Here is a 15,589-nt window from a genome sequence, read left to right as displayed (position 1 = left end):
TATGAATATAGTACCTCAAGATTTTCTCTATTCCGGGTTTCCCTTTCTATCCCTTTGGAAAAACTTTTCTTCAAATGTCTCGTTAATGGTATCCTGTCGGCAAGAGGACGACAGCAAAGGAATGGAAGCTAAAGTTCGAATTGAGGTCTCCTATGAGGAAAAACGATAGTATCAAAGCCAACGATAGTATCAAAGCCTGTGGCAGGACCATTGCCTATGAAATTATCTACAGCAAGAGGCGGAAAAGCGCGGCAATCGTTGTCCGCCCTGACATGAAAGTTGAGTTTCGGGCTCCCCCCGGGCTGGATCCTGAAACTATCAGAACGATGGTCAGGAAGAAAGCAGGCTGGGTCCTGAAAAAACTTGACGGGTTCGAAGGAAAACGGAACCTTAACCCTGAAAAGCGGTATGTTGATGGTGAAAAATTCCTGTATCTGGGGGAGGAATACCCCCTAAAACTGACCTTCGGCGGCAGGGTATTTTCGGCAGGCCTGGAAGGTCCGGTGCTTGAAGTCGTGATCCCGGAGAAGGTGCCGGAACTCCTGGGTCCGGCTCCTGTGAAAGAGGCGGTCTGGCAGTGGTACCTCGGGTGTGCCGATAAAAAAGTCGGGGAGCTGGTAGAGGCATATTCTGATAAAATGGGCATATCTCCTCCTTCCTATAGAGTCAAATACCAGAAAAGACGCTGGGGGAGTTGCTCTGCTGACAATGTCCTCAGGATAAATTTCCAGCTTATGATGGCCCCGCCCGAGCAGCTTGAGTATGTTGTGGTGCATGAACTCTGCCATGTTAAGGAAAAAAACCACTCTAAAAACTTCTGGGCACTGGTTGAGGAGCTCATGCCGGATTACAGGACCCATAGGGAGGGGCTGAAAAAGGACGGCTGGAAATATGCGCTTTGATGAAAAACTCCGGTCCTGTACCGTATTTCCTGTCGGTTTTGAAGTCCGGGGCTCTTTTTATGGATATATTTCAGGAGTTTCACCCTCTTAACAATTAAATAAATTTAATGTACTGCCGGAATAGATGATATCGTTCAGGATACCTTTAATATTATATACTGAAAAGAATAAGTGGACTATGGGCATCTGAAAAGGTATGCTATAGAAAGCACATTTTTAGCACCTCTTTTAGCAACTCCAATATCTCACCACTTTCTAAACAGATGCCCAAATCCCGGAGTCCTCTCGCTTTTGATGTACTTTTTGGGTTTGACTTTTTTTCGTGTTTGACTTCTTAAGGTAGGGTTATGTTTGATTACTAACATATCACGATAGGGGGATTTTACCAGCTTAATTTTTAGAAACGGCTGTTCTAAGTGGGGTGTTCTTCTTGGAGGATAAATTTACCGCGTCGGAGAGGAGACGCCGGGAAGGCGGATGTTCCGATGAGAGGGGGCCTGGTGTGGGGGAGGAAGGTTCTCTTATGGAGACCCTGTCTCAATATCTGGTTTCCAGGCTTGGGGAGGCAAAGCTTGTTTTTATGGCAACAGGGTTTTTGATTGCCGGTATGATTGCAGCCTTATTCGGTTTCGGGCAGGAATCGGTGGGAAATTTATTGGTTGGTCTGCTGATGCTGGCTATTTCGGGAGTGCTTTTCGGTGTGGAGGACTACTATCAGGTCAGGAAGTGCGAAAAATGCGGCAGGGCTTTTGCTTTTTTGCAGGCAGGTGAGCCGGATATCGTTGAAACCGGACCGATAATTATGAAGACCTGCTACTACAGATGTAAATACTGCGGACATGAGCGGGTCGAAGTAAAAAAAGAGCGTATCAGGAAAAGAGTGTCGTGAGTTTCAGGGGTAGGTTTTTCCGGGTTTCAGTAGTGTAGGGTTTCCCGGGTTTCAGGGGCAGGGTTTCCCGGGTTTCAGTAGTAGGGTTTCCCGGGTTTCAGTAGCAGGGTTTCCCGGGTTTCAGGAGTAAAGTCCCTTGAGTTATTCGGAACTTTTTTCGGGTTTTGTTCTACTCCACATTATTTTGTTTTCCCTCATTCCAATAAGGCATAAACAGGGTCAGGGATTTTTTCTTTCTTCTACTGGCACGGGGTCAGCCAGGGTTTTTGTTGCCTCACGTTTCCCTTCCGCGTTGTATGTTGAATGGTAGGTCCTGGTATCTTCATACCCGCAGAGCCCGCATTTCCAGTAAGAGGTTAGGGTGATTGTTATGCTTTCGGGGCTGATTTCTTTTTTAAGGATCGGTTTTTTGAATTCTTCACAGGCAGCGCTCATCCCGCAGTTCCTGCACTGGGTCTCTTTGTGGTACTCAATAATCCTTGCAAATTGTTTGGAGAATAGGAATATTCCGAAAACCAGCCCTATTACCAGGTACCTGTACAGCCTGCTTTCTCCAAGGAAAGCCGGGAAGTACCCGAATGCCAGGACCACGGACGACCACAGAGTAAAAGCTGTCAGCCCGTAGTAGACTAAATCCATAACTCCCCTGTTTCCACCAAAAGCCCTGATTATCGAAGGAGCCGCTCCTTGAAGCAAAAACCCTTTTTTGAACTCCCCTTCAAAGGTGAACACCTGAGTTTCAGGACTGCTGCCAGGGTATGAATCCTTTTCTTTATACTCGTTCTTGTTCCCTTTTTTGTTGATATGGAATCCGAAGTTCATCCGCTCAACCCCCCGTTTCACGGATCCGGCGTTCTAAATATATATTAATATTTTTTTGTTTATATAAAATGTCTGCAAACCATTTAAAGGTATTTGAAACTACTAAGGAAGCTTCAGGGGTATTCCGAAAAGGCCGGAGAAAATAGCAAATACGTAGTGTGTATATTATTACGGGAAGTTTTTATTGGAGGAATTTAAGTTACCTGTTCCTTGTGGGAATAATTGTGGGAAGTGGAAATAAGTATGGAAATAATTATGGAAATAATTATGGGAACAAGTATGGGAACAAGTATGGGGGTCTGACGCCTGCATGGATGATTCGGACAGTAAAGCGGACAAATATGTGCTTTTCTTTTTCCTGGGGATTTTTACGTTTTTCCTGAGTGGCTTTGTGCTGAGCGGGGTCCATGCCCCAATGTCAATTTATCTGATGGGTTTGATTTACCTGGCCCTGCTCGCATTGGGGATTGTCCTTTCCAGAGAACGCTCGCTCGGTTTTGCATTGAAGGCATTTGCTGCCTCTTTTGCCGCTCTTTTACTTATCTCAGTGGGTTTTTTTGGCCTGAGCACTCAGAGCCATTCCAGTGCAAAATGGATCGAGGCTGAGAAACTGGACTTTGAGCCTGAAGAATATGCGGTCGTCACTGAAAAAGAACTTAACGAATACCCGGCGCTAAATGAAGCAATAGAAGCTTCAGGGAGTCCTATTAAAACGGGTCCGGAAGAGTGGACCCGAACAGCTGAATTCCTTGACGAAAAAGATTTTTACGAAATCAAAGTTGGGGAAGATTATTATGGAATTTTTTTTATGACGGCCTGACTGCACTTACTGCACTTATGGTCTCTTGCTATATAGTTTCGGTATTCCGGGAGTTTGGGAATTCGACACTTTTCATTTGAAACGTCTTTAATATTTCCTTGTCTCCATTTTTAAGGGTTTATTTTAAGAGTCTCTCCAGGTCTTCTTCTATGGTGCTGTTCGGTGTTATATTGAACTTCTCCACCAGTACATTGAGGATATTCGGTGAGACAAAGGCTGGAAGTGTCGGGCCAAGGGTAATATCCTGTATTCCAAGCCTCAGGAGGGTAAGCAACACAAGGACTGCCTTTTGTTCGTACCATGCGATATTGTACGAGATCGGGGCTTCGTTAACATCTACAAATCCAAGCCTGGACATAAGTCCCTGTGCAATGATGATCAGTGAAAATGAATCATTACACTGTCCTGCATCCAGTACCCTTGGAATTCCATCAATGTCCCCAAGGTTAAGCTTATTGTAGCGATATTTTGCACATCCGGCGGTAAGTATGACCGTATCTTTGGGCAACGCTTCTGCGAAATCTGTGTAGTACTGCCTGTTCTTGTGGCGTCCGTCACAACCTGCCATGACAATGAACTTCTTTATCTTGCCTGCTTTGATGGCATCAACGATCTTGTCTGCATTAGACAGTACGGAGTTGTAAGCAAAACCGGTCATGACAGTCCCTTCTTCTAATTGTACCGGAGGTTCACAGGTCTTTGCCTGCTCGATGATGGCCGAGAAGTCTTTCTTATCATCTTCAGCCACGATGTGTGTGACACCGTCATAACCTACGGACCCTGTAGTGTATAACCTGTCAAGGTAGGCCTTTTTTGGAGGGACTATACAGTTGCTTGTAAGTAATATTGGTCCGTTGAAGCTCTCGAATTCCTGCCTCTGTTTCCACCATGATCCGCCGTAGTTTCCTACCAGATGTTCGTACTTTTTAAATTCAGGATATGCATTTGCAGGCAGCATCTCACCGTGAGTATAGACATCTACACCGGTTTCCTCAGTCTGATCCAATAGCTGTTTCAGGTCCTTTAGATCATGACCGCTTACGAGAATACCGGGATTGCCTCTTGTTCCAATATTGACCTGTGTAGGTTCCGGATTTCCAAATGTAGTGGTATTTGCCGCGTCAAGGGCTGCCATTACATCAAAACCCTGTTCCCCACATTTTAGTACCAATGAGATGAGTTTCTCATCGGTCAGGCTGTTATCAGTGGTTGCCAGAAGGCCTTCCTCTATAAACGAATTGACTTTCTTATTGGAATTTCCAAGCATTATAGCATGATGTCCATATGCTGCAATTCCCTTGATACCATAAATCAACAGTTCTCTCAATGATCGGATATCTTCGTCTTCTGTTGCAAGTACACCGGTGTTCCTTTCCTTGAGGTTTTCCGGGGTCAAAGTTGCGATCTCTGGAAGATCGTTCTCATCAAGCAAATTGTTATCCAGAAGTTTCTGCTTGATCTCATTCTGAACCTTGAATCCTCTGTCAATGCGGTCCTGAATTCCGCTCGCTCTGAAATCGGTATTCGTTATGGTTGAGAACAGTGCATCGAGCATAAATTCATCAGTGCTCTTTTCAGATATTTTTGCCTTTCTTGCTTTCTGGTTGTAGAATGCAATGCTCTTAAGCACATAGATGAGATCGTCCTGAAGGTCTGCGACTTCCCCTTTCTTACCGCACATGCCGTTAGTTGTGCAGCCTTCCCCGTTCATTGTTTCTTCACACTGGTAGCAGAACATTTTGTCACCCCTTTATTGCAGATATTATGGTAGGGATATCTATTTACTTTTTATCTCCGAAGGCGGGAAGAGACTCTGGTCCAAAATCTAGTGATTTTTGCATTTTTTGATTGGATCAATGAATTTGCAGGAAGAATTCGTTCTTCAATCAAACTCAATATTCGGAATCTAAAGACTTCAATCAAGAGGCCGTGTTCAAAGGATCACAACAAATTTCAAAATCCAGTGATTTTTTAGTTTACACCCATCACTGGATTTTGGAACTGAGTCGCCTGGCACGTTTATGACCTATTGCTGACCCATTGTTGATCCATTCAATTTGATTGAAAGATTACCTTTGACTTAACCGCTCAATTGACCACTTTTAGAACATATTTTCCCGTGCACAGTAAGAACTTTCACAGTACTTCCATAATATACAACTAATTTCCGTACTCCTTTACTATTATATACAATTATGAATATTTATAATATGGGCATCCGGGAAGGTCATTTCATGACCCCTCTTTTAATTCTCTTTTCAACACCCCCAATACCCCCACTCCCCAATATCCGGGTGTCCATTCCCCCAACATCATCATTCGCTTTTCTCACCCAAATTCCGATTCGGGAGCCCGGTGTCCTTTTCGCTTTGCTCAAGAGGACTATCCGTTAAGTTTCATAACTTCTTTTTTATATTTGCCCGCCACTTCCCCAGGCAACCTTTGACATGCCTCTTTATTTTTGATTCGGGGGAGTTGAAGAGTTTAATGAGCCGTTAGAATTTATGGTTGTGTGGTTTTTGCTTAATTTTCGTCTTTTTCAGTAATTTCCTGCTATAGCCGCACTGCGTGCGGGAAAAAAACGGTATGATACAATATTCTGGCCGCCCTGTTTTCTGAGAATCTTAGTATGAATATCCTGGCTTCGTTTTTGGATTTATCAGCTCAAAGCCGGCGGCCCTCACTATTTCCAGTTCCCGTCAGCAGCCCCCGGTCGCGCCAGCGCCCGGCTTTTCCCTAAAATTGATGAAAAATAAGAAATTGCACTCCCAAATCTCTTTTTTTAAACGATTTTCACTCAAACAGCCGGTTTTCCATAACTTTTTTATTATATTTCTGCGACGGCCCCTTCAATCACCCGAGTTCCGCTTCGGGAGCCCGGTGTCCTTCCCGAATTGCGCCTCGGGAGTACGCCGTCCTTTTCGCTGCGCTCAAGAGGACCATCTATTGGTTTATTTCATAACTTATCTTCTATATTTTGCCAGATTCTTCCCCGAGCAATCTTTGAACAGCAGTCTAACCTTTCTATTCCGGTTTAAAAACAAAAATACATCTACACCATCTCCGCCCTCCGGAAAAAATAAGCACTGGCGCAGACCATCAGGGCCGACAGTATTAAAAGGATACCTACGTCCAGGACAATTGAGAATTCACAATGCCCTATCAGTACTCCCCGCAAAGCATCCACACCATACGTCAGCGGATCAAAATAAGACAGAGTCCTTATCGGGGCAGGCAAATTCGAAACCGGGAATAAAGCTCCGGATAAAAGAAACAGAGGGAATGCAATAAAATTAATAACCGTGCTGAACCCATGAAAATCCTTCAGTACGGAGGACAAAATCAACCCTATATTTATAAAGATCATCGATATAAGAATCATTATCAAGAGAGAGGACAGAACTGCAGGAAGAAAAGGCAGCCTGAAACCAAGTAATACCGACATCATCATAATAATAAGGGCCTGAATGAGCGATGTGGTTGCACTTCCTGAGATCATCCCCAGAACAATAGAGACTCTGCTTGCAGGGGTTACCATAACCTCTTTTAAAAATCCGAACTGCTTGTCCATTATGACACTCATACCTGCATAAGCAGCCGTAAAAAGAAGGGTCATCCCGATAATACCCGGCACAAGATACTGAAAATATCCTATAGATTCGGGCAGGCCTGGAAATTCCACTCTTCTAAAGCCCATACCCTGAAAGATCAGCATAAAAGCCGGCATTCCAATGGCCCCCGCTATCCTGGATCTCGCCCTGAAATACTTTATTATCTCACGCCGCCAGAGCACATATACAACTCTTCCCTGAATCATCGGAGCATCCTCCTTCTCATCCGGTCCCGCCGGGCTGACTGCCTGCTGCCCTCCTGTTCCCGTATTATCGAACCTGTCAGGCGGATAAAAACATCTTCAAGACTCGGTTTGCTGAAATTTATCGAACTGATCCCGATACCCAGATTTCCGGCAGTCTGGAAAATGTCAGGAATATTTTTCCCATAATCCAATAGAATAACATCAAGCGTTTTTCCGTTAGGAACAATTTCCTTTACCCATTCTTTTTCCTCGAGGGCATCAGCAATGAGCTCAACCCTTCCCTCAATAGTCAGGCTGACACAATCCCCCCGAAGGCAGTTTTTCAGACCTGAGGGAGTATCGAGTGCAATTATCTTTCCATGATCAATTATCGCAATGCGGTCGCAGAGGTAATCGGCTTCTTCCATATAATGGGTAGTGAGGATGACAGATGTCCCGTAATTTTTGTTCAGGTTTCTGATATGGTCCCATATTGATCTCCTTGTCTGTGCATCAAGCCCGAGAGTAGGCTCGTCCAGAAACAGAACCTTCGGATAATGAATAAGCCCCCTTGCAATTTCAAGCCGCCTCTTCATCCCGCCCGAATAATTTTCTACAAGAATATCAGCCTTCTCAGCCAGGCCCACGACATCAAGCACTTCCCGGATTCTTTTTTTCCGTTCATCCGAACCGATGCTGTACATCATGGCGTGAAATTCAAGGTTTTCCCTTCCGGTAAGCCCTATATCAAGCGAAGGGTCCTGAAATATTATTCCGATATTACTCCTGACCTCACCAGGATTTCTTCTAAGATCATATCCTGCGATTTTGGCATCACCTGCCGTAGGAAGAAGGAGAGTGGTCAGCATATTGAGAATAGTAGTCTTTCCCGCACCATTGGGGCCTAAAAGCCCGAAAAGCTCTCCGGGCTCAACCGAAAATGAGACACTGTCCACGGCAGTAAATTCCCCGAATTTTTTGGTCAGCTCTTTGACAATTATTGCACTCATATCAAACAGAACCTTCAAACTATAGTCAATGACCCAAATTCCTTCACCAATCTCAAGTGAAAATTTAACCACAGAAAGCACGGAAAACACGGAATAAAGGAAATAGAGGCACATACCTTCCGTGTTTTCTGTGTCTTCCGTGGTTATAATATAAGTGTAACCATTTACGTTCAGAACTATAAACAAACCTTCAAACTAAACAAACCTTCAAACCGAGCTTTTTGAACAATTTTAAGAAATTCATCTTTCAAAATTCACCTTCCATTGACAAAAATAAACAGTGCAAGTTTATATATTATATAAATAAGATTGGTTTTGCTCAATGATTATGACAGCAAAGCCCTATTCTTGAACCCACAAGCCTTTTTGTATACTCATCATAAGGTGAAAGCATCACATCGTGGGAATTCCCCATCTCTACAATCTTTCCGGAATTCATAACGGCTATCCTGTCAGCAATCTTCAGGGTCAGGGAAAGGTCATGTGAAATATATATCATTGCAAACCCTCTCCTGTTCTGAAGGCCCTTTAAAAGGCGCAATACATTTGCAGAGGTTGAGACGTCCAGGGCCGAAGTAATCTCATCGGCAATAAGGAGTTTTGGCTCCATAACCATTGCCCTGGCAAGTGCAACCCTCTGCCTCTGCCCGCCGCTAAGTTCCCCGCAATATTTACGGAGGAAATTATCATTAGTGGGAAGACGAACCAGTTCAAGGGCATTTTTTACCATTTGCAGCCTGTCACCATTGGCCCCGATCTTATTGATATAAAGAGGCTCTTTGACTGCATCAAGCACGGTAAACCTGTTGCTGGTTGAGCTGAATGGGTCCTGGAATACTATCTGGATGCCGTTGAACCTGTTTCCGTAGTTTCCCCCGCTGACATTCCCATCCATAAACAAGACCTCTCCGCATTCGGGTTTTATTACGTTTGCAAGGATATGTGCAAGGGTTGACTTGCCCGAACCGGTCTGACCGACAAGTGCAAGGACCTCCCCTTCTCTCACTTCCAGATTGACATTATCAACTGTCTGAAGATGTTCTCCATTCGGCAGACGATACCTGAAGCTCAGGTTTCTGGCTTCCAGAAGGCCTGCTACGCCTCCTCTATGGCATGCAATTTCCCGCCCGCCTCCTGTCGGCACCAGGACAGGGGGAGCTTTACTGCATATATCGATTTTTTGTGTACATCTCGGGCTGAAGGGGCAGCCCTTAAACCCATCCCCGGCCGGCACATCCCCGGGAATTCCCCATAAATCTTTATAAACGAAAATATCCGGGGTCGAATGGACAAGCCCCCTGGTATAAGGATGACGGGGAGATACGAGAATATCCCTTACAGGGCCGCTTTCCACAACCCTTCCCGAATACATGACAGCAATCCTGGACGCCACGGATGACACAAAAGTGATATCATGAGAGATCATTAACATCGTATACCCGTTCTTCTTCTGAAGGTCAACCAGAAGGTCCCTGATCTCCTTTCGGGTAAAGGCGTCAAGGGCTGAAGTAACTTCATCAAGAATCAGTAATTTCGGATCGCATGAAAGAGCCATTGCCAGAAGGACCCTCTGCCTCATACCCCCGGAAAGCTGGTGCGGATACGAATCCATCCATTTCGGGTCGAGGCCTACAGTCCGGAACAGTTCGGCACATTTACTCCGGGCTTTTTCCGGGCTGATACCTAGATGCCTTATCATTGGTTCCGTTACCTGGACCCCTACTTTCATAACAGGGTTCATCACCTCCAGGCCGTTCTGGAAAACGATTGCAATATCCTTCCATCTTAACCTGTCCATCCCGGATTCGGGCAAAGAAGAGATTTCCTCTTCCCTGTAAAGAATTTCCCCGGAAATGGCTGTATTTTCCGGCAAAAGCCCCATGATCCCAAGGGCAACAGTGGTCTTGCCACTTCCTGATTCTCCGACAATACCCAGAATTTCTCCCTCTTCGATTTCAAAAGAAATGCCATCGACAGCCCTGACAGTATCAGTATCGGTCAGGTAGTGACATTTAAGATCCTTGATTTGTAGCAGACTCATAATCGGAACCCTTCTCCTAATCGGAACCCTTCTCCTAATCAGAACCCTTCTCCTAATCAGAACCCTTTCTTTATCTTTAATTTCGGATCAAGTATCCTTTCCATATCCCTGCTTATGAATGCCAGACAGAGCAGGAGGAAAATAAGCATAAACAGCGGGGGCAACAGCCACCACTGCCAGTATGGAGTAAAATATATCGAACTGAAACCGGTTGCATGATTAAGCATCATCCCCCAGCTCTTGGAAGTAGGGTCTCCAAGCCCCAGGAAGGCAAGCCCCGCTTCGGCTATGATTGCATGGGAGGATATGCCGATGATGAGCACAAGCAGAACAGGCATGACTTCTGGAAAGATATGCCTCCAGAGCAGGTAGAATGGTTTTGCCCCGTAATTCCGGGCGGCAATAATGTAGCTGTTCTTCTTTAAAAACAGTGTCTGGGAACGCGCAATGCGTGCGGGTTTGGCCCAGCTGAAAAGAAAGAGGATAAGAATTACGTTAAGAATACTCGGTCCGAGAAAAGCGGATATTACAATCAGGAGAGGAAAACTCGGAAGAGCCATTGTCACGTCAATTACCCTCATCAGCCCCTGGTCAACGTACCCTCCAATATACCCGGCAAGTATTCCGATAGCTCCTCCCCCAAAACCTGCCGCAAAACCTACTGCAAGCCCTATTGTAAGGCTCATTCTTGCCCCGTAACATATCTGTGACCAGATATCCATACCAAGTTCATCGGTTCCGAGTATGTGTCCGGGCCCGGGAGCTTCAAGGGAATCCCCTGTGATTTTCTGAGGAGGATGCATTGTTATCACAGGAGCAAAAACTGCCATTAAAACGATACAGGTAATGCCAAGGATCCCAATTTTACCTTCAGTACTGAACCTGGAGAATGTCCCGGTCATGATACTGAACTTCGAAAATATCCCGGCTATAACACGAAATTTAGAGGATGTCTTATCTACAGTACTAAATTTAGGAAATTTCCTGGCTATACTGCTGAGAATTCCGTTAATATTTAAAGCCTGAATAAGTGAGAGTATTCCGGCGTTTCCATAGGCAGCAATATCCTTTATCATACTACGACTCTCGGATCAAGTTTTCCGTATATTTTGTCGACCAGCAGGTTGCAGACAAGTATGGAGACCGCAATTACCAGGAGAATACCCTGGATCAGGGGATAATCCCGGCCGACCACAGCACTTCTGAGCGTCATCCCTATGCCGGGATAAGAAAAAACAGTCTCAACAAGTACAACGCCCCCCATCATTATCCCGATCATAAAGCCTGTTCTTGTCACTACCGGAAGCAGGGCATTCCTGAGTGCATGGCGGTTCCATACGGTTTTTTCCCCAAGCCCCTTGGCCCGGGCAGTCCTTATATATTCCTTTGTAGTCACCGTAATCAGGGTATTTCTGGTGAGCAGGTACACCCCGGTCAGCTGGGAAAGGGAGAGGGTCACGACAGGCAGGAAAGCATGGTACAGTATATCCCAGGCCTGTTCTGCAGGACCGTTATAGTCCGCGAAGGGAGTAATAGCCCCTGCAAGCGGGAAAAGCCTGAAATACACGCTAAAAACCAGAAGAAGAATCAGCCCGAGCAGAAATGAGGGAATTTCTGCAAAGGCAATTAATCCCGTCATCATAATTCTGTCACTCCCCTTTTTCCTGTTTTTTGCCGAAAATGTCCCGAGAACCACACCGGAGAAGGTACTGATTACCGTAGCTCCCACGACAATCAACACAGTCCAGGGGAGATGGAGCATTATTACGTCACTGACCGGCATTTTGTAATAAATACTCCTGCCCAGGTCGCCCTTCATCAGGTTTTTCATGTATACCAAAAACTGTTCGTGCAGCGGCCTGTCAAGCCCGTAATAGTTCATGTAATAAAGGCGCTGCTCCTCTGTCATTACAATAATCTCTTCCCCTGCCTCATCTGCGGAAGTGGTTGAGAATGGGTCTCCGGGCATCATCCTCGGAAGGAAAAAATTAATGGCAAGAATTACAAAAAGGGTCAATAACAACCTGCAAATAAATGAATTCCTGTCCTCTCCCATCCGATCATCCGCCCCTTTACCATTCAATCATGCCGTTAACTTACTATTCGATTGTTTGTCGTTAACTTGCTTCCCGATCATTTGCTGTTAATTTGCTCCCCGATCATTTGCTGTTAACTTGCTCTCCAATCCTCTGGCGTTACGTTTCTATCCAACCCTCTGGCGTTACGTTTCTATCCGATCCTCTGCCGTTAACTTCCCAGGCCATCATACCGGTATATACATCCGATTCGGAACGGTAGATCCCATCCGGAGAGGCATTTTGATAATAATCCATTATTTTTTCTTTAGTTTCATCATCAAAATCACGGTCCCTTCCAATGAACTCTATTGCCTGTTCTGCGGCTTCTCTCCAGTTTGTCTCTTTATTCCATTCGGAATGGTTGATCCTGACCAGTGGCTTGTAGCCTGAGAGATAAAGGTACATGAAAGGGTAGATCATGCCGTTCATGTTATTCGCAGAGTTTTCACCGAGTATCGAAGTCCGGATATCACGATACGCCCTGTCCTCCCCTCTTCTCAGGAAGTTACTGTAATAACAGAGGTTTTTTGAGCAGGCCATCATCATATCCAGGTTTTCAACATCCCTTATTCCGGGGGTCATGGACGCAATTACAAGGTCATACTCGTTCCTGAATCCAAGGGCATCTATGTCTGCCGTCCACCAGGAGCATTCGATGATATCTATCGGAAGAGGCTCCTTTTTTACGGCATCTTTCAGTCTGTCGAGCATTCCGGAAGAGATGTCAAGTGAAGTTACCTCTGCTCCGAGCCTTGCAAGGGGAAGGGAGAGGGTACCGGGTCCGCACCCGATATCCAGGACTCTGGAACCTTCCGGATTAAAACCGGCTTCCTCAAGAAATTCAAGAATGTCGGCGCTTTTCTTCCTTCTTTTGTCCTTGTCAATATTATTAGCATAGTTCCCGGAGCGTTTGTTCCAGAATTCTGCCGTCCTGCCTTCATCAAGGACAGTCAGACCATTACCCGTAGCTTTTTTCCAGCATTCGATCAGGTTATTGATATTATCTTTTCTCTGCAATTCCATCCCTCTCAAGATACGAAAGAATGCTGTGGGTTCTTGCATGGTGGTCATACATGTTCATCCAGCCGTCGTATTTTGAAATGCGCCATGCATCATATCTTGTAGTATAATAGAGCGGTATTGCGGGTACATCATCCGCAAGCACGGTCTGCATATCGTATACTATTTCTCTCCGTTCACTATCGTCCAGTTCCTGCAATTCCCGGGCACATAGTGCATTCAGGGTATCGTTGTGGTAACCAAATACTGCTGCACCGGATGTGACACTTGATGACTGTGAACCCGTATCACAGTACCTTGTACGGAGATAATCCGCATCTCTTCCCCAGCCGCCAAAGCCGCTGATCAAAAGTTCAAAGTCCCCGTTCCTAAGGTTGGCATCCCGGGATTTGCTTTCCAGGGCTCTCACCTGAACGTCAATTCCTGCTTCGCTCAGTCTCTCTTTTATAAGTTCTCCGATGCGGACTTCGCCACTGCCAAGGGACAGGACATATGACAGTTTTTCCCCGCCTTTATCGCGTATTCCATCCCCGTCCGTGTCAGTCCAGCCGGCTTCGTCAAGCAATGCTCCGGCTTTCTCCGGGTCGTAGCCATATTCGGGCTGGTCAGGGTTGTACCAGATGTGGTCTTCGGAGAGTATGCCCATTTTACCGGGTTTCCCTGCACCTCTTGCGATCTTTTCCACAAGTTCGTCACGGTCAATGGCATAAGCAAAGGCCTGTCTTATCCTTCTGTCATCAAGCTCCGGACATTTTTTCATGTTGAAATAAAACTGGTAACCCCAGAAAGCCGGTTGCTGGACCACTCTTACATCGGGGTCGGATGTGAACCGGTCAAGAATATCCGGGGATATGCTTGTGAAATCGATTTCCCCCTGTTCAAAAGCTATTAACGAATCGCTGACCGGAACAAATTCTACGGATTTAACGGAAGTATCCGGCCCCCAGAATTTTTCGTTTCTTACAAACCTGTATGATCCGTGCTCTTTATTGTACTCGTCAAGGAGGAAGGGGCCTGTACCCGTGACTGCCTCCGGATCAAGGAAACTGACGGGATCCGGGACGTTTTCGTATATGTGCTCGGGTACGATCTTAAAACCCGTGAGCTTGTAAAGGAATGTTGAAACAGGCTGGGTCAGTACAAATTTGACTGTACTGGAATCCACTACCTGGACATTGTCTATAACCCCTGCCTCAATTCCACCCGCGACAGGTACATTTTCCTGCTCATAATCGAAAGTGAATTTAACATCGCTTGCCGTAAAAGGTGCCCCATCGCTCCACACGATACCTTCCCGGAGATAAAATGTATATTCCGTCCCATCCGGACTGATCTCCCAGCTTTCAGCCAGCCAGGGAATTATACCTATTTCATCTCTTTCCACCAGGCTGTCAAAGATCATCCCGACCTTTGATGACCCGGGACCCCTCGGATATATCGTAAACGGCTGCGGATAGCCGTAATCTCCGCCTCTCAGGTAAACAACATCCGCATGCTGTGAGCCGTCAACAGCATTCTCAGCCAGTGTCTCCTCAACCGGTGTCCCGGCTTTAGCACTGTCCTGACCGATACAGCCTGCCGTAGTTATAATCAGGGCTGTCAGGAAAACAGAAAATAGTACTAATAACTTTTTTTTCTCCATTACAGAACACCTCATTTTTGTGAATTGCCCTACTAACCACCTGGCAATTTTCTCAAGGACATCAACAATTACATAGATCATACTTAACCATATAAGAGTATTACGAAATGCTCCTATAATAATTAAAAGTAGGAAATAGGGTTATCAAAACCATTTTGAATTTTACAATTAGATTACCTGTATTTTCAATATTCTTACCATAGGGGTGCGGAGGATTACGAATATCCTGTTTTCATTAAAAAAGAGTCAGAAAATGGAAGCGCTCGGTTTTAAAAAATCCGCATAGGTGGTGCGGGAATTTTGCTACGAATTCACAAAAAAACATGCGATATGTATAAATTTTTCAAGCTCTTCATATTTGCACTTGTGCTGTGAAAATTTCCTCTTCCTTTCATTAATTTCCTGGAATAGCCGCACTTCGTGCGGGACAAAAAAGGTTTGATGCGGTATTCCGGCCGCCCTGTTTCTGATAAATCCGCCTAAAATACCTGGTTACGTTTTTTGAGATTCCAGTTCAGAGTCGGCGGCCCTCACTATTTCCAGTTTCCGTCAGCAGCCCCGTTCACGAA

At 45.4% G+C, this 15,589-nt stretch carries 12 protein-coding genes; 3 read left to right on the top strand and 9 right to left on the bottom strand.

The window, feature by feature from the left end; translation table 11 throughout:
* Positions 1-152 precede the first annotated feature (152 nt).
* Positions 153-902, top strand: coding sequence for a M48 family metallopeptidase (locus ACSAZK_RS03210; protein ID WP_440955978.1), 750 nt, complete (start codon positions 153-155; stop codon positions 900-902).
* Between the two features lie 430 nt (positions 903-1,332).
* Positions 1,333-1,791, top strand: coding sequence for a hypothetical protein (locus tag ACSAZK_RS03205; protein WP_440955977.1), 459 nt, complete (start codon positions 1,333-1,335; stop codon positions 1,789-1,791).
* A 219-nt stretch (positions 1,792-2,010) separates the two neighbouring features.
* Here the strand turns inward: ACSAZK_RS03205 and ACSAZK_RS03200 are convergent, their stop codons facing one another.
* Entirely contained in the window at positions 2,011-2,613 is a 603-nt protein-coding gene (locus tag ACSAZK_RS03200) for a hypothetical protein (protein WP_440955976.1), read from the bottom strand.
* Positions 2,614-2,923: 310 nt separating this feature from the next.
* On the opposite strand from ACSAZK_RS03200, the gene ACSAZK_RS03195 reads away from it, so the two are divergent.
* Entirely contained in the window at positions 2,924-3,433 is a 510-nt protein-coding gene (locus tag ACSAZK_RS03195) for a hypothetical protein (protein WP_440955975.1), read from the top strand.
* 118 nt (positions 3,434-3,551) lie between these two features.
* Here the strand turns inward: ACSAZK_RS03195 and hcp are convergent, their stop codons facing one another.
* The 8 genes from hcp to ACSAZK_RS03155 form a co-directional block, all read right to left on the bottom strand.
* Positions 3,552-5,171 (bottom strand): hydroxylamine reductase, encoded by a 1,620-nt coding sequence (gene hcp, locus ACSAZK_RS03190; protein WP_440955974.1) that lies wholly within the window; start codon positions 5,169-5,171, stop codon positions 3,552-3,554.
* A 1,314-nt stretch (positions 5,172-6,485) separates the two neighbouring features.
* Entirely contained in the window at positions 6,486-7,250 is a 765-nt protein-coding gene (locus tag ACSAZK_RS03185; RefSeq protein WP_440955973.1) for an ABC transporter permease, read from the bottom strand.
* The gene (locus ACSAZK_RS03180) at positions 7,247-8,239 is read right to left on the bottom strand and encodes an ATP-binding cassette domain-containing protein (protein WP_440955972.1); all 993 of its coding nucleotides are present in this window, start codon (positions 8,237-8,239) and stop codon (positions 7,247-7,249) included. The genes ACSAZK_RS03185 and ACSAZK_RS03180 overlap by 4 nt, the downstream gene beginning before the upstream one ends.
* A 319-nt stretch (positions 8,240-8,558) precedes the next feature.
* A complete protein-coding gene (locus tag ACSAZK_RS03175) occupies positions 8,559-10,280 on the bottom strand; it encodes a dipeptide ABC transporter ATP-binding protein (RefSeq protein WP_440955971.1) in 1,722 nt (573 codons plus the stop codon).
* A 56-nt stretch (positions 10,281-10,336) separates the two neighbouring features.
* Complete coding sequence (locus tag ACSAZK_RS03170) at positions 10,337-11,182, bottom strand: ABC transporter permease (RefSeq protein ID WP_231582736.1); 846 nt, start codon at positions 11,180-11,182, stop codon at positions 10,337-10,339.
* A gap of 170 nt (positions 11,183-11,352) precedes the next feature.
* Positions 11,353-12,297: an ABC transporter permease gene (locus ACSAZK_RS03165; RefSeq protein ID WP_440955970.1), complete on the bottom strand. Its 945-nt coding sequence runs from the start codon at positions 12,295-12,297 to the stop codon at positions 11,353-11,355.
* A gap of 178 nt (positions 12,298-12,475) precedes the next feature.
* On the bottom strand, positions 12,476-13,381 hold the full coding sequence (locus ACSAZK_RS03160) for a class I SAM-dependent methyltransferase (protein ID WP_440955969.1): 906 nt from the start codon (positions 13,379-13,381) through the stop codon (positions 12,476-12,478).
* Positions 13,359-15,020, bottom strand: a complete 1,662-nt coding sequence (locus ACSAZK_RS03155; RefSeq protein WP_440955968.1) for an ABC transporter substrate-binding protein — start codon at positions 15,018-15,020, stop codon at positions 13,359-13,361. The genes ACSAZK_RS03160 and ACSAZK_RS03155 overlap by 23 nt, the downstream gene beginning before the upstream one ends.
* Positions 15,021-15,589 lie beyond the last annotated feature (569 nt).

This window comes from Methanosarcina sediminis, assembly GCF_052056915.1.
Classification (GTDB): Archaea; Halobacteriota; Methanosarcinia; order Methanosarcinales; family Methanosarcinaceae; genus MTP4.
This window is presented reverse-complemented; position numbering and strand designations above follow the sequence as displayed.

Excerpts from the sequence above, each read along its gene's own strand:
- ACSAZK_RS03210 (WP_440955978.1), top strand. The coding sequence starts at position 153 with ATGAGGAAAAACGATAGTATCAAAGCCAACGATAGTATCAAAGCCTGT.
- ACSAZK_RS03200 (WP_440955976.1), bottom strand. The coding sequence starts at position 2,613 with ATGAACTTCGGATTCCATATCAACAAAAAAGGGAACAAGAACGAGTAT.
- ACSAZK_RS03195 (WP_440955975.1), top strand. The coding sequence starts at position 2,924 with ATGGATGATTCGGACAGTAAAGCGGACAAATATGTGCTTTTCTTTTTC.
- hcp (WP_440955974.1), bottom strand. The coding sequence starts at position 5,171 with ATGTTCTGCTACCAGTGTGAAGAAACAATGAACGGGGAAGGCTGCACA.
- ACSAZK_RS03185 (WP_440955973.1), bottom strand. The coding sequence starts at position 7,250 with ATGATTCAGGGAAGAGTTGTATATGTGCTCTGGCGGCGTGAGATAATA.
- ACSAZK_RS03180 (WP_440955972.1), bottom strand. The coding sequence starts at position 8,239 with ATGAGTGCAATAATTGTCAAAGAGCTGACCAAAAAATTCGGGGAATTT.
- ACSAZK_RS03175 (WP_440955971.1), bottom strand. The coding sequence starts at position 10,280 with ATGAGTCTGCTACAAATCAAGGATCTTAAATGTCACTACCTGACCGAT.
- ACSAZK_RS03170 (WP_231582736.1), bottom strand. The coding sequence starts at position 11,182 with ATGACCGGGACATTCTCCAGGTTCAGTACTGAAGGTAAAATTGGGATC.
- ACSAZK_RS03160 (WP_440955969.1), bottom strand. The coding sequence starts at position 13,381 with ATGGAATTGCAGAGAAAAGATAATATCAATAACCTGATCGAATGCTGG.
- ACSAZK_RS03155 (WP_440955968.1), bottom strand. The coding sequence starts at position 15,020 with ATGGAGAAAAAAAAGTTATTAGTACTATTTTCTGTTTTCCTGACAGCC.